The 13,706-nt window shown below is 63.1% G+C and carries 14 protein-coding genes; all 14 read right to left on the bottom strand.

Features of this window, described 5'->3' with window-relative positions; translation table 11 throughout:
• Window positions 1-1,456: transcriptional regulator FleQ (fleQ, locus tag APH27_RS22120; RefSeq protein ID WP_060485919.1), on the bottom strand; the 1,456-nt coding region annotated here is incomplete at its 3' end.
• A gap of 167 nt (window positions 1,457-1,623) precedes the next feature.
• Window positions 1,624-1,920 carry a hypothetical protein gene (locus APH27_RS22125; protein ID WP_027921175.1) on the bottom strand — a complete coding sequence of 99 codons (297 nt, stop codon included), beginning with the start codon at window positions 1,918-1,920 and terminating at the stop codon, window positions 1,624-1,626.
• An 8-nt stretch (window positions 1,921-1,928) separates the two neighbouring features.
• A complete protein-coding gene (gene fliS / locus APH27_RS22130; RefSeq protein ID WP_027921174.1) occupies window positions 1,929-2,312 on the bottom strand; it encodes a flagellar export chaperone FliS in 384 nt (127 codons plus the stop codon).
• Between the two features lie 164 nt (window positions 2,313-2,476).
• Window positions 2,477-3,886 (bottom strand): flagellar filament capping protein FliD, encoded by a 1,410-nt coding sequence (gene fliD / locus APH27_RS22135; protein WP_027921173.1) that lies wholly within the window; start codon window positions 3,884-3,886, stop codon window positions 2,477-2,479.
• 83 nt (window positions 3,887-3,969) lie between these two features.
• The gene (locus APH27_RS22140; protein ID WP_027921172.1) at window positions 3,970-4,323 is read right to left on the bottom strand and encodes a flagellar protein FlaG; all 354 of its coding nucleotides are present in this window, start codon (window positions 4,321-4,323) and stop codon (window positions 3,970-3,972) included.
• 70 nt (window positions 4,324-4,393) lie between these two features.
• Window positions 4,394-5,248, bottom strand: coding sequence for a flagellin domain-containing protein (locus APH27_RS22145; protein WP_060485920.1), 855 nt, complete (start codon window positions 5,246-5,248; stop codon window positions 4,394-4,396).
• Window positions 5,249-5,465: 217 nt separating this feature from the next.
• Complete coding sequence (locus tag APH27_RS22150) at window positions 5,466-5,714, bottom strand: hypothetical protein (protein WP_027921170.1); 249 nt, start codon at window positions 5,712-5,714, stop codon at window positions 5,466-5,468.
• Window positions 5,711-7,003, bottom strand: coding sequence for a motility associated factor glycosyltransferase family protein (locus tag APH27_RS22155; protein WP_060485921.1), 1,293 nt, complete (start codon window positions 7,001-7,003; stop codon window positions 5,711-5,713). The genes APH27_RS22150 and APH27_RS22155 overlap by 4 nt, the downstream gene beginning before the upstream one ends.
• A 53-nt stretch (window positions 7,004-7,056) precedes the next feature.
• Window positions 7,057-8,001: a ketoacyl-ACP synthase III gene (locus APH27_RS22160; RefSeq protein ID WP_027921168.1), complete on the bottom strand. Its 945-nt coding sequence runs from the start codon at window positions 7,999-8,001 to the stop codon at window positions 7,057-7,059.
• 280 nt (window positions 8,002-8,281) lie between these two features.
• Entirely contained in the window at window positions 8,282-9,334 is a 1,053-nt protein-coding gene (gene pseI / locus APH27_RS22165; protein WP_060485922.1) for a pseudaminic acid synthase, read from the bottom strand.
• A 3-nt stretch (window positions 9,335-9,337) separates the two neighbouring features.
• Entirely contained in the window at window positions 9,338-10,813 is a 1,476-nt protein-coding gene (gene pseG, locus APH27_RS22170) for a UDP-2,4-diacetamido-2,4,6-trideoxy-beta-L-altropyranose hydrolase (RefSeq protein WP_060485923.1), read from the bottom strand.
• On the bottom strand, window positions 10,810-11,535 hold the full coding sequence (pseF, locus tag APH27_RS22175) for a pseudaminic acid cytidylyltransferase (RefSeq protein ID WP_060485924.1): 726 nt from the start codon (window positions 11,533-11,535) through the stop codon (window positions 10,810-10,812). Before pseF ends, pseG begins: the two co-directional genes overlap by 4 nt.
• A complete protein-coding gene (gene pseC, locus APH27_RS22180) occupies window positions 11,532-12,698 on the bottom strand; it encodes a UDP-4-amino-4,6-dideoxy-N-acetyl-beta-L-altrosamine transaminase (protein ID WP_060485925.1) in 1,167 nt (388 codons plus the stop codon). Before pseC ends, pseF begins: the two co-directional genes overlap by 4 nt.
• Window positions 12,695-13,696: a UDP-N-acetylglucosamine 4,6-dehydratase (inverting) gene (gene pseB, locus APH27_RS22185; RefSeq protein WP_027921163.1), complete on the bottom strand. Its 1,002-nt coding sequence runs from the start codon at window positions 13,694-13,696 to the stop codon at window positions 12,695-12,697. The genes pseC and pseB overlap by 4 nt, the downstream gene beginning before the upstream one ends.
• Between the last annotated feature and the right edge of the window lie 10 nt (window positions 13,697-13,706).

The raw sequence follows: 13,706 nt of genomic DNA on the forward strand, positions 1-13,706 counted from the left end.
CGCCGCCCTGGCGGCTCATGCCGTACTTGCGCATCTTCTCGACCAGCGTGGTGCGGCGAATACGCAAACGTTCAGCCGCACGCGCAACGATACCGTTGGCATCGTCCAGCGCTTGCTGGATCAGGCCCTGCTCCAGGCTACCGAGGTAGTCTTTCAGGTCCAGGCCCTCTGGCGGCAACATCGCATGGTTGCTGAAGTTCGGCGTATGGCCGTTGATCGCCACGCGCTCTTCGAGGTCGCTGCGCAGGCTGTCGACCAGTTGCTCGTCCTCGTCATCGATGTAGCGGAACTTCTTCGGCAGCTCCGACACCCCGATCACCCCGTACGGGTGCATGATCGCCATGCGCTCGACCAGGTTGGCCAGTTCGCGGACGTTGCCCGGCCAGCCGTGGCGGCAGAGCGACATGATCGCGGCCGAGTTGAAACGGATCGAGCCGCGCTTCTCGTGCTCCATGCGCGAGATCAGCTCGTTCATCAGCAGCGGGATGTCCTCCACGCGCTCGCGCAACGGCGCCATCTCGATCGGGAACACATTGAGGCGGTAGTACAGGTCTTCGCGGAACGTCCCATCCTCGATCATGGTTTCGAGGTTCTTGTGGGTCGCAGCGATGATGCGGACGTCGATGCTCTGGGTCTTGTTGCTACCCACGCGCTCGAAGGTACGCTCTTGCAGCACACGCAGCAGCTTGACCTGCATCGGCAACGGCATGTCGCCGATTTCGTCGAGGAACAGGGTGCCGCCGTTGGCCAGTTCAAAACGCCCGGCACGGCTGGTGATAGCACCGGTAAAGGCGCCCTTCTCGTGGCCGAACAGCTCGCTCTCGAGCAACTCGGCCGGGATCGCCCCGCAATTGACCGGCACGAACGGCGCTTCGCGGCGTTTGGAATGGTAGTGCAGGTTGCGCGCCACCACTTCCTTGCCGGTACCGGACTCACCAAGGATCAGCACGCTGGCGTCGGTGTCGGCCACCTGCTGCATCATCTGCCGAACATGCTGGATGGCACGGCTGGTGCCGACCAGGCTGCGGAACAGGTTGGGCTCGCGTTGACGACCGCGCTCACGGGCCTGGTCGTACATCTCGCGATAGACCTGGGCACGGTGCAGCGAATCGAGCAGCTGGCTGTAGCTCGGCGGCATCTCGAGATTGGACAGCACCCGACGGCGTAGCTCTTCCGGAAACTCCGCAGAAGAAATTTCACCAATCAGCAGAACCGGAAGGAACTCATCCCACCCAGCCACTGTCTTAAGAAGCCCAAGCACACTGCCCGGGGCGTTGACGGTACCGATCAGGACGCAGAGCACTTCACGACTCGAAGACAGGCTCCCTGCTACCTGCTGCCAGTCCTGGCTGGAGCACGGGAGGTTTTCTTCGCCGAGGAAGTTCAGGACCACCGCCAGATCGCGGCGGCGGGCGCTGTCGTCATCGATCAGGAGAATCTTGGTTTCACGCCACATGCAATAGCAACTTCCCTAGTCATATCGGCGCCCTTGTCAGGGCATGCTCGACATCTCCGACTGAATGGTCAGTGTTCGGACGTCTGAAATTCGAAAACAGCCACTAGTAAAGTCAAAAAACCCCGTACAGTCAAATTAATGGCGCACGGCTTTTTGTACATCTGTGGTCAAGTGAACAGATGGTATACCTTGGCGGCGTTTTTCGCCTGACGGATTTGCGTCATCTCGTCGACTATTGATTGACGCTCGCCACTTGCAACGTCAATCAACTGCCCGTAGACCACAAGCAATTCCTCAAGACTTGTACGCACCGCGGCCTCATTGCTCAGCGCTTCAGCCAGCACATCCTCGACACAGACGCGACACGCAAGGTCAAGCTCACCGACCGCCTGCCAGTCACGGCTGGCCAGTGCAGCCAGCAACTCGTCACGGGTCTGTTCGATACGCTCGATCACCTTGCTCATATACCCTCCTACTGCGCGCCGATCGCGTCCCAGCCTTCCTTGACAGTGATCAGCAGGTCCCTGACCTCGTCAAGGATCGCCGGATCGTTCTGCATGTTGGCCTCGCTCAAGCGGCGGGTCATGTACAGGTACAGGCTGTCGAGACGGTTGAGCTCTTCGGTCATGTTGTCGCGGTCCAGGCCTTCACGCAGCCCGCCGATGATGCCGATGGCCTTGCCGATGGCGATACCCTTGGCGGCGATGTCCTTGCGCTGCATCGCGCCACTGGCCTGGGCAATGCGGTCCAGGCCGCCTTCCATCAGCATCTGCACCAGACGATACGGGCTCGCCTCGGAGGTCTGCGCCTGGGCGCCAATCTTCTGGTACTGCCGAAGGGCTAACATTGGATTCATGGGGTACCTCGTCACCACGGGGTTGCTGTATGACCGGGCTATCGGCGCGGCGTCAAAAAACTTTAGAGAGAATACAAAAAGCCCGACAGAGCGTCACGCGCTGCCGGGCTTTTGGCACTGGCGCGCAGCGCGATGACTGCGCTGGCGCTACGTATCACGCCTCGTCAGGATTTCTTCTGCTGGGCGGTCATGGCATCGAAGATCGACAGCACGCTGTCTCGCTGCGAGTTCAACTGGCCCACCAAGGTGTCCATGTTGTTGTACTTCTTGGTCAGCGAGGCTTCCAGGTCCTTGATGCGGGCATCCAGGGAGCTTTGCTCGATCTCCAGGCTCTTTTTGGTCGATTCGAGCGACTTGTTGCGCTCATCCAGCACACCACCGGTCGCAGAGAACGGCTCCATGGCCTTGTTCATGCGATCGAGCAGGCCGCCATCACCATTGAACAGGTTCTGGACTTCGCCACCGAGCTTCTGATCGTTGATCGCCTTGGTGAACTTGGTGCTGTCGAATTCCAGCAGGCCAGTCCCCTGGGCAGTGTTGATACCCAACTGCGAGAGCACGCTGAGCTGCCCCGAGCCATTGTCGCCCGGCACCACCAGCTCGTTGCGCAGCGCCGTCAGCATGCTGCGCACTGCCGGGTCACCCGACAGCGCCGGGGTCTTCCAGGTGCCATCTGTGGCCTTGGTCGAAACACTGACCGTGTTGATCGCGCCCACCAGGGCGTTGTAGGCATCGACGAAAGACTGCACCGACTTCTTCAAACCGTCGGTGTTCGCGGTCACGCTGATGGACACCGGCGACAGCGTTTCGGTCTTGGACAGCAACTCGAAGGTCATGCCGCTGATGGCATTGTCGACCTTGTTCGACTTGCTGGTCAGCTTCATGCCGTCGATTTCGAACTCGGCATCCTTGGCCAGGTCACCGATGCGACCGGCACCACCGGCATCGGTCATCTGCGCCGACGGGTCGATGGTCATGACGCCGGATACGGAAATATCCGAAAGCTCACCCATGGTCTCGGAGCTCAGCACCAGGCGCGAGCCGGTACCGTCGTTGACGATGTTGGCCGTGTAGCCCTTGGACGTGGCCTGGGCGTTGATCGCGTCGCGGGTCTGCTGCAGCGTGGCATTGGCCGGGATGGTAACGTCGAAGCTGACGTTATTCTGGGTGAGCGTCAGGGTGCCGCCACTGGCGGACACCACCGAACTGCTGTCGGTGTAACGCTGACTGGCCACGCGCGATGCGGTGGCCAGCTGCGAAACCTGCACCGAATAGTTGCCGTTGACTGCCGAACTGCCGGCAGTGGCCTTCACGTACTTGTCGTTGGACGTGGCCGCCACAGAGCCAATGAACGCCGGGTTGGCGCTGTCATTGAGCTTGTCCATCGCCGTCTTGTAGGCGGCCAGTGCGCTCTTGAGGCTACCCACCGCCGAAATCGAAGCGGTGTTTGCCGACGTGCGGCGATCGAGCTGCCCCTGCTTGGGGGTTTTCTCGGCATCAACCAGGGCCTTCACAATGGCCGTAGTATCGAGACCGGAACCCAGCCCCAAACTCGGTAGAATTGGACTTGCCATTACATCCTCCTTTTCTGGTTGACGCCGAAAAGCCGGGGTGCCTCTTTGGCACCCGTACAACCGTTCAAATGACCTGCGGGCCGTCAGGCTTTCTCATCGAAAAGCAGACTGTTGACGTCATGCAGGCTGCGGGCCAGTTCGAGGGCGGTCTCCGACGGAATCTGACGGATTACCTCGCCGCTGTCACGGGCAACGACCTTGACGACCCACGTACCGGTGGAATCATCCACCGAAAACTCCAGGTTGCGCTGCAACGACTGGACGAAATCCTGTATTTCCTTCACGGCCGAATGCAACTCGACCTCGCTCTTGGGAGCGTCCTCCTGCGAAGCCTTGCGCACTTGCCCGGAGGCTTTGTCGGCCGCGTCATCCTTCTGGATGCTGGCGACTAGCGAAGACATCTGATACGACGGGCTTGACTTGACGCTAATGTCCATCGCACTTCACCTCTGAAAGTAAAAAGCGAGAGAGTGCGCATGCACTCCCTCGCCAAACTTCATCGCGCTATTACTGAAGCAGTTTCAGTACGGCGGATGGCAGCTGGTTGGCCTGGGCCAGAACTGCGGTCGAAGCTTGCTGCAGGGTCTGCTGCTTGGTCAGCTGAGCGGTTTCTGCGGCGAAGTCGGTATCCTGAACACGGCCCATGGCGGCAGCCGAGTTCTCGTTCATGCTCTGCAGGTTGTTGATGGTCGACTGGAAGCGGTTCTGGATAGCACCCAGGTCCGACTTCTTGTTGTCAACGGTTTGCAGCGCGGCGTCGATGGCGGTCAGAGCGCCGTCAACAGCAGTGTGAACTGCGGAGTCCGAAGTACCCGAGATTGCCAGGGTGCCGGTGCCGACAGCCAGGGTCGAAGCGGCGAACGACGAAGTCATGCTAACGCTCAGGATCTGGCTGGTGCCAGTCATCGCGCCAACCTGGAACTCCATGGTGCCAGCGGTGCCGTTCAGCAGCTGCTTGCTGGTGCCGTAGGTGGTCGACGAAGCGATACGGGTGATCTCGTCGGACTTGGCCGCGAACTCTTTGTTCAGAGCAGCGCGTTCAGTGGTGCCGTTGGAGTCGTTACGTGCTTGCAGAGCCAGCTCACGCATACGCTGCAGGATGTTGGTGATTTCCGACAGCGCGCCTTCAGCGGTCTGGGTGATCGAGTTACCGTCGTTGGCGTTCTTGATCGCAACGGTGGTACCGGTGACCATGGTCTGCAGCTTGTTGGCGATCTGCTGGCCAGCGGCGTCGTCCTTGGCGCTGTTGATGCGCAGGCCGGAAGACAGGCGGGTCATCGAGGTGCTCAGCGAGTCGGAAGCTTTGTTCAGGTTCTTCTGCACGCCCAGCGAAGTGGTGTTGGTGTTTACGGTTAATGCCATGACGAATTCCTCGTTGGATGGATACTGCGGCTTCCGGCCCTGGCATCCGCCGGGTGTGGCCTAGAGAACCTTCGTAATGGTTATCGTCGGGTTTGCACGTTGCTTTAGGGGTTTTCCAAAAAAAAATGCCATCACGGCGCCACCCCTTGTAAATCGGGCCTTGCAGCCCTGCCCTGCGGCGCGACGGCCGCAGGCAATATGTGATATGGATCACATTTCAGCGCAAAGGGCCTCGCTCGATCAGGTGCAGCAACTCGTACTCGAGGTAGTCGGCCAGCGCCAGCCAGTCCTGGCGCTGTTGCGCATCGAGCATGGCCTGCAGGACCACCGCCCCCGCCTGGGGCTCGACCCGCGGCAACACCCCGTCGAACAGCTCGACCATGCGCAGCGCCCCTTCCACATCCCGCCCCAGACGGAACAGCGCGGCGCATTCGCGGGCCGCGGTACAGTGCCTGGCAGCATTCATGGGCAGAACTCCGGGGCGTAGGTGGTGCCGGCGATCAGCGCGCCAGCCCGGCTGGTGTTATGGAAGCGCACCTCGGGATGCTGCGCGATGAAGCGCTCCAGCTCGATCAGGTAACCACGGAAATTCAGCTGGGTACGCACACGCTGGCCATTGCCATCCAGCACCCAGTGGCGCGCAGCCGAAACGGCCGGACCAAGCACGCCATCGTCCCAGCCGGTGTGGGTGCGGTCGCCCGGGAAGGCGAAATCGGCACCGAACAGGGTGATGCTGCTCGCCCCCATTTTCACCGCCAGGTCCGTCGCCGGGTGAATCACGCTGCCGCCCACGAACAATTCCGCACGCGGTATCGCTTCACGCACCGCGGCGTACAGGGGGCTGGCGGAATAGGCGCTGTAGCGCGGCCCGCGCCAGTTGCCGACCAACTCGACATCCAGCATCGGCATGTACACCAGGGCAGTTGCCGCCGAAGCGTCTGGCGGCAAGTGGTGGACGCGGATCTTGTGGTCGACGCTGACCACGATGTCCGGCTGGATTCCGGCGCGCAGCAGAGGCAGGTAGGCAGTATCGACGCAGATGAACAACGGCCGCACGGCCTGCGCACGAACCCTTGCCAGGGCCGGCAGATGCCCGGCCAGGCTCGGGCCCGTGGCGATCACGTAGCAGTCACGCCCCGCCTGGGTAGCGAACAGCGCGGCCACATCAGGATCCTGACGCAGCAGCGGCAAGCTGTCTTCAAGCAGTTGCTGCAGGCGCGGGTCGGCCACATCGAAGGCGCGGTTGTTGTCGGCCAGGTGCGCCTCACTGATCAGCCGGTCGCGGATCTTGGCATTGAAGTCATCGGCCAGCACCAGCTCCGAGGGCAAGGCGAAGAACGGCAGGGCAATTTCCCCGCTGTCGCCGGCACAGGCCAGCTCGACCCGGGGGTCGGCCAGCCAGTCGGACTGATCGAGCAGTTGCAGCACCAGCTGGAACAAGGCGCCATTGAGCAGGTACACCCGCAACCGCGCAAGCCCTGGCCGCTCCAGCAGCACGCGCTGCAGATCGCCCAGGCCAGCGCCATAGAGGTGAAGGGTGGGACTGTCGGCTGGCAGGCTTTGCGCCTGCAAGCGCGCTTCGGCGAGCCGGTCGTGGCGGCTGGTGAGCTGGATGCCGGATACGCTCAGGGTCGACCCCAGGCCCTCCACCAACTCGGCCTGCAGAGCCTCGCCCGCTTCGCCCTGCAGGCGCGCCAGCAGCGCCGGCCAGCGGCGCTGCAGCACTTCAGTGTTACGCTGGAAAACCTCGCTCATGGGTTGAGCTTCCCTTGCCTGCGAAACACCGAAGGTTAACCTAATGGCAGCGGTTATTCAGCCTTGTAGAGAATTGCCGAGCCCCACGACAGGCCAACCCCGAAGCCGCTGATGGCCACGCGCTTCCAGCTGCCGTCGAACATATGCTTCTGCAGCAGCAGCGGCACACTGGAAGATACCGTGTTGCCGGTCTCCAGCATGTCTTTGACGAACTTGTCGGCCTGGGACTTTTCTGGGTCTTCCTCGAAGCGCCGCGCCACGGCATCGACGATCGCCGCGCTGCCCTGGTGGATGCAGAAGGCGTCGATGTCCTTGTTCTCCAGGCCCGACTCGGCCAGCAGCTCATGCAGGTGCGCCGGCACCTTGATCAGGGCAAAGTTGAACACCTGACGACCGTTCATGTAGAACTCGCCATCGGTCACCTTCAAGTGCGGCGCGCCAGAGCCGTCGGTGCCGAACTTCGACTTGCCCAGCTGCCAGGTGGCATCCTCACCCATCCAGGTGGCGGTGGCGGCGTCGCCGAACAGCATGGTGGTGTTGCGGTCTTCCGGATTGACGATCTTGGAGTACGGGTCAGCCGTCACCAGCAGGCCATTCTTCAGGCCTGCGGCCTCCATGAAGCCCTTGAGCGCATAAATGCCATAGACGTAGCCAGAGCAACCCAGGGAGATGTCGAAGGCCGCAACGTGGGTCGGCAGGCCGAGCTTGTGCTGGACGATGGCAGCGGTGTGCGGCAAGCCTTCCTCGTCGCCATTCTGGGTAACGACGATCAGCGCATCGATCGACTCGCGCTTGAGTTGCGGGTTGGCAGCGAACAGGTTGTTGACCGCCTCCACGCACAGATCGGACGTTTCCTGCTCATCGTCCTTGCGTGGCAGGAAGCTCGCGCCGATCTTGCCGAACATGAACTCTTCGTCCTTGCCGAATTTCGCGCCTTGCACATAGTTGTCCAGGCCGGAAGCGGGCACATAGCTCGCGATGCTTTTAATGCCGATCATCATGGCTTCCCAAAAAATAACAGCTCAATACCGCCGCCCGGATGACTCGAGCAGCGCCAGAATAACGGGCTCTGCTGCCGGGTGGACCGGGCAGCAGGCGGGGCAGGCTAGCGACGGTTGGCGCGCCTGCCCCATTAACGGTTACAGAGGGAGATGCCCGCTCTGACCGATAGGTCACGAATATTTCCAGACAATCGCATATTTTGCCTGGGTGCGTCACCTCGACTTTGCGCTGGCGCGCCCGCGCATGCTGGCAAACAAGCCCCGACCGGGGCGTGCTTCAGTCGAGCAGCGACCAGTCCAGCGCCGTGCCACGCTTGAGCGGCTGCCGGGCCTTGCGCCCAAGCACTGCGTCGAGATGCCCCGGCGCCAGCCCCAGGCCCGGGCGGATGGCGCGCACATTGCTGCCATCGAAGACCTCGCCTGCGGCCATGTCGCGCACCACATACAGCGAGCGCCGGAAGCGCCGCGAAGCCTGCTCGGCCTCGGTTGCCCCATAGTACACCCGCCCCAGCGCCTGCCAGCCGCGCTCGGTTTCCTGCACCAGTGCGGCCATTTCCCCGGGCTCCAGGGAGAACGCCGCATCCACGCCCCCCTCGCTGCGATCCAGTGTGAAATGTTTTTCCACCACCGTGGCCCCCAAGGCCACCGCCGCCACAGCTACGCCGACACCCAGCGAGTGATCCGACAACCCGACCTGGCAACCGAACAGTTCACGCATGTGCGGGATGGTCAACACGTTGCTGTTGTGCGGGCTCGCCGGGTAGGTGCTGGTGCACTTGAGCAGCACCAGGTCGCGACACCCCGCCTCCCGCGCCACCTGAACGGTACGCTCGAGTTCCGCCAGGCTGGCCATGCCGGTCGAGATGATCAGCGGCTTGCCAGTGGCCGCCACCTTGCGGATCAGCGGCAGGTCGGTGTTTTCGAAACTGGCGATCTTGTAAGCAGGCACATCCAGGCTTTCGAGGAAGTCCACCGAGGTTTCGTCGAACGGCGTGGAAAACGCCAACATGCCCAGCTCGCGGGCACGCTCGAAGAGCGGTTGGTGCCATTCCCACGGGGTATGGGCCTGTTGGTAAAGCGCGTACAGCGACGAGCCCTGCCAGAGGCTATCGGGGTCGGCAATGAAGAACTCGCCATGGGCCAGGTCCAGGGTCATGGTGTCGGCGGTGTAGGTCTGCAGTTTCAGTGCATGGGCACCTGCAGCAGCGGCCGCTTCGACGATCTGCAGGGCGCGCGCCAGCGATTGGTTGTGATTGCCGCTCATCTCCGCGATCACCAGGGGTGGCTGGTCCGCGCCGACGCAGCGGTGGCCGATAGTGAAACTGTGCATGGACTACTCCTGGAAAACCCGCTCGAACGAGCACGGCGACTGCACGTAGCCGGCACCCGCGAACAATTGTAATGATGCCTGATTGTCAGGCAGCACCTGGGCCTCGATCGCCTGCAGGTCTGGCCATCGTTGACGCGCGCACGCCTCGCCACGGGCGAGCAGTGCCCTGCCCCAGCCGAGGCCGAAACGCCCGGCAAAGAGGTACAGCGACACCCGCGCACGCTGGCCTGGCAAGCGGTCGTAGCGCACGCTGCCGACCGGCCCGTCGCCGCTTTCGGCGATCAGCAGCAGGCGCTGCCGGTCGGCCAGGGTCGCGGCCAGCCAGGCTTGATGCTCGGGCCACCGCAGCGCTTGCCCCTGTTGCGAGCGGCGGCGCACTTCGGGCGCATCGCGCCCGTCGAACAACAGCCGCGCGTCTTCATTGCGGGCCGGGCGCAGCACCAGGTGCGCGCCCAGCATGGCTACCGCCACCCGCTGTGCACCGCGCCCATCGACCAGCGCACGGCTACGTTCGGCAAAGCTCTGGCGCAGCGCCTGGTTGCCCAGCAGCAAGGCGATCGCCTGGCGCAGCGCCGGCACATCGACCTGCCCGGCATCGCCCAGATAGAGGTGCATGCCCGCCCGGGCCATGGCCTGGGCAGCGGCCTGCTGGTTGTCCGCCACACTCACGCACAGGCTCGGCAAACCCAGCGCGGCGCGCTCCCAGGTGGTGCCGCCAGCGGCGCCGATGAACAAATCCGCCGCCGCCATCCGCGCTGGCAGGTCATCGACATAGTCATGCAGCTCCCAGCCCGCCCGCCCGGCGCATAACTGGCTCAACACCTCGCGCTGCGTGTTGCCGAGCCCGGCGACACAGGTCACCTGCAGCCCCTCCAACCCGGCCAGTGCCTGCAAGGTTCGCGGCAGCATGCCTGCCACGTCGAAACCGCCAAAGCTGACCAACACCCGACGCGCCTGCTGTGGCGGCGTCATGGCCGGCCGCTGGAACGCAGGCCGGACCAGGGCGTAACGTGGCCCCAGCAAGCGCCGACAGGCTGCCGTCAGCCGCGGCGCGTAGCGCGCCTCGCTGGCGCCGAAGTTCTGATCCAGCAGCAGGTCGGCTGCGTGATCGCGGTCGGCCAGGTCATCGATGACTGCGATACGCCCGGCGAATGCCCGGGCAGCCTGCTCCCAGCGCGCATCCAGGGCGTAATGATCGACAACCAGCCAGTCGAACCCTGCGCCTGCCGGCAACGCGTTGCGCAGCGCGGCGATGTCCGCCGCCCAGCCCTCGATGCCCGGCGCTTGCTCAGGCTGCGGCCAGGCAAAGACCTCGAAGCCTTCCTGTTCAATGGCCGCCCGGCGGTGACCGTCAAGCAGGCAACAGGCAAAGCTGACCTGCGCCCCCTGCGCGCGCAGCGCCTGGGCCAAGGTCAGGCAACGGGCCGTGTGCCCGATACCGATGGTCGAAGACGCGTCAGCCCGCAACAGCACCTTCATGACTCCAGCTCCCCTCCTGCCTTGAGCGCTGCGTACAGATATTGCGCGCGCAGCCAGTCGTCTTCGGTGTCGATGTCCTGCACCAGGTGCCGGGGGATGATCACTGGCAAGCTGCGTTCGGAGTAGAGCACCTCATTCTGCAACCAGGCCTCTACCCGCCCCCAGTAGAACTGGCCGGCATCCTGATAGGCCGGTGCCAGGTCTTGCGAGCGGGTCTCGCGATACTGCGGATCGAGCGGCACCAGCGCGCCCTCGGCGTCCAGTGTCAGCGCCCGCTGGACAGGGAAGCCGAAACCACTCACCGAAAAGGCGAAAGCGCGCTCCGGGTGTTGGCGCAACAGTGCCAACCCCTCATGCAGGAAGCGCTGCTGCAGGAAAGGCGCAGTGGCATAGATGCAACAGGCATGGGTCAGCACCTGGCCCTGGCTGGTCAGTACCTCCAGGGCATGGCTGACCACAGCATGGGTGGTCGCATGGTCGTCGGCCAGGTGCGCGGGCCGACGAAACGGCACCTGGGCACCATGCTGTCGCGCCACCGCCTCGATTTCCGGATCATCGGTGCTGACGACCACGTGATCGAACAAGCCACTGGCGAGCGCCACGCGAATCGAATGGGCAATGATCGGTACGCCGGCGAATGCCTTGAGGTTCTTGCGCGGGATCCGCTTGCTGCCACCGCGAGCTGGAATGATTGCGACCCTGCTTTCCGGGCACTCATTCATGCGGACGGCTCCAACAGCTCGCGCAGGCAGCTGCACACATGATCCTGCTGCGCCTCGCTCAGGTCCGGATACAGGGGCAGGCTCAGGGCCTCAGCGTAGTAAGCCTCAGCCTGCGGAAAGTCCCCGGGCTTGAAGCCCAGGTCGCGGTAGTAGGGCTGCAGGTGAATAGGGATGTAATGAAGATTGACCCCAACCCCGGCAGCGCGCATCCCATCGAAAATTTCCCGGTGAGAACGCTGTATGCGATCTGTTTGCAGGCGCACCACAAACAGGTGCCAAGCTGATTCCGCTTGCGCCTGGTGCTGCTGGAGCGTCACCGGCAATTGCGCCAGCAAGCGCCGGTAACGGGCCGCCAACTCACGACGGCGGGCGAGAAACGCATCCAGCCGGGTCAGCTGGGAAAGGCCCAGGGCTGCCTGCAAATCAGTGATGCGGTAGTTGAACCCCAGTTCGAGCTGCTGGTAATACCACGCACCATGGCTCTCTTCACGCATCTGGTTGGCATCACGGGTGATGCCGTGACTGCGTAGCAAACGCAAGCGACTATCGAGATCGGCACGATTACAGAGGACCATGCCACCTTCGCCTGTGGTAATGATCTTCACCGGGTGAAAACTGAACACTGTCATATCGGCGAACTCGCCGCAGCCAACCGCTTTGCCGGCATAGCGCGCGCCGACCGCGTGGGCCGCATCCTCGATCAGGGTGAAGCCGTACTGCCGGGCCAGTGCCGCGATCGCTCGCAGGTCAGCACTCTGACCGGCGAATGCCACGGCGACCACGACCTTGGGCAAGCACCCTTGCCGAGCCGCCTCTTCGAGCTTCAGTGCCAAAGCGGCTACGTCGATGGTCCAGGTCTGCGGGTCGATGTCGACGAAATCGACGCCCGCCCCACAGTAGCGCCCGCAGTTGGCAGACGCGACGAAACTGATCGGGGTGGTCCACAGCCAGTCGCCACTGCCCAGGCCAGCGGCAAGGCAGGCCAGGTGCAGGCCGGCGGTGGCGTTGCACACCGCCACCGCGTAACCGGCGCCGCAACGCTGGGCGATGGCCTGCTCGAAGCGCTCGATCAATGGCCCCTGGGTCAACCATTCGGACTGCAGCACCTCGACCACTGCGGCGATGTCAGACGCATCGATGTTCTGCCGACCATAGGGAATCACGCCGGCAGCCCTGCGTGCAGGTCGGCCAGTTGGGCCTTGCTCAGGAAGGCGGGATTGGTATCGGAACGGTATTCGAAATCCTCGGCAACCCAGCGCCCGGTTTCACCGACGCGATCGACCGCAAAATCGACATCCGTGTGGTTGAAGCGGATCGATGGAACGATGGTGAAATGATCGCCGAACTCCAAGGTCATCCGCGCATCATCCAGTGGGATCATCAATTCGTGCAGTTTTTCGCCGGGGCGTATGCCAACCACTTTTTGCGGCAAGTGCCCAGCCATGCCGCTGGCAAGGTCGACAATGCGGATGGACGGGATCTTGGGCACGAATACTTCGCCACCGTGCATGCGGGCAAAGCTGTCCAGCACGAACTGCACGCCATGCTCGAGGGTGATCCAGAACCGCGTCATGCGCGGGTCGGTAATCGGCAGCTCGCAGGCCCCCTCTTCGATGAGGCGCTTGAAGAACGGCACTACCGAACCCCGCGAGCCGGCTACGTTGCCGTAACGCACGACGGCAAAGCGGGTATCCTGCTGCCCGGCGAAGTTGTTGGCAGCCACGAACAGCTTGTCGGACAGCAGCTTGGTCGCACCATACAGGTTGATCGGGCTGGCCGCCTTGTCAGTGGACAGCGCGACGACTTTCTGCACGCCATTCTCGATCGCTGCGGCAATGATGTTCTCGGCACCGTTGACGTTGGTGCGGATGCATTCTGTGGGGTTGTACTCAGCAGCCGGCACATGCTTGAGCGCCGCGGCATGGACGACATAGTCGATACCGCGCATGGCCTGGCGCACACGCTCGGCATCACGCACATCGCCGAGGAAGTAGCGCATGCACGGCGCATTGAAGCGCTGCTGCATTTCGTACTGTTTCAGCTCGTCGCGGGAGAACACCACGACCCGGCGTGGTCGATAGACCTCGAGCAGCCGTTCGATGAAGCGGCGCCCGAACGAGCCGGTTCCTCCGGAGATGAAAATGGACTTGTCGTCGAACATGCGTCGATCC

This window comes from Pseudomonas sp. NBRC 111123, from assembly GCF_001320205.1.
GTDB lineage: Bacteria > Pseudomonadota > Gammaproteobacteria > Pseudomonadales > Pseudomonadaceae > Aquipseudomonas > Aquipseudomonas putida_J.

Excerpts from the sequence above, each read along its gene's own strand:
- pseI (WP_060485922.1), bottom strand. The coding sequence starts at position 9,334 with ATGCACAGTTTCACTATCGGCCACCGCTGCGTCGGCGCGGACCAGCCA.
- pseF (WP_060485924.1), bottom strand. The coding sequence starts at position 11,535 with ATGAATGAGTGCCCGGAAAGCAGGGTCGCAATCATTCCAGCTCGCGGT.
- pseG (WP_060485923.1), bottom strand. The coding sequence starts at position 10,813 with ATGAAGGTGCTGTTGCGGGCTGACGCGTCTTCGACCATCGGTATCGGG.
- APH27_RS22140 (WP_027921172.1), bottom strand. The coding sequence starts at position 4,323 with ATGGACATTAGCGTCAAGTCAAGCCCGTCGTATCAGATGTCTTCGCTA.
- fliS (WP_027921174.1), bottom strand. The coding sequence starts at position 2,312 with ATGAATCCAATGTTAGCCCTTCGGCAGTACCAGAAGATTGGCGCCCAG.
- fliD (WP_027921173.1), bottom strand. The coding sequence starts at position 3,886 with ATGGCAAGTCCAATTCTACCGAGTTTGGGGCTGGGTTCCGGTCTCGAT.
- pseB (WP_027921163.1), bottom strand. The coding sequence starts at position 13,696 with ATGTTCGACGACAAGTCCATTTTCATCTCCGGAGGAACCGGCTCGTTC.
- APH27_RS22155 (WP_060485921.1), bottom strand. The coding sequence starts at position 7,003 with ATGAGCGAGGTTTTCCAGCGTAACACTGAAGTGCTGCAGCGCCGCTGG.
- APH27_RS22125 (WP_027921175.1), bottom strand. The coding sequence starts at position 1,920 with ATGAGCAAGGTGATCGAGCGTATCGAACAGACCCGTGACGAGTTGCTG.
- APH27_RS22150 (WP_027921170.1), bottom strand. The coding sequence starts at position 5,714 with ATGAATGCTGCCAGGCACTGTACCGCGGCCCGCGAATGCGCCGCGCTG.
- APH27_RS22160 (WP_027921168.1), bottom strand. The coding sequence starts at position 8,001 with ATGATCGGCATTAAAAGCATCGCGAGCTATGTGCCCGCTTCCGGCCTG.
- APH27_RS22145 (WP_060485920.1), bottom strand. The coding sequence starts at position 5,248 with ATGGCATTAACCGTAAACACCAACACCACTTCGCTGGGCGTGCAGAAG.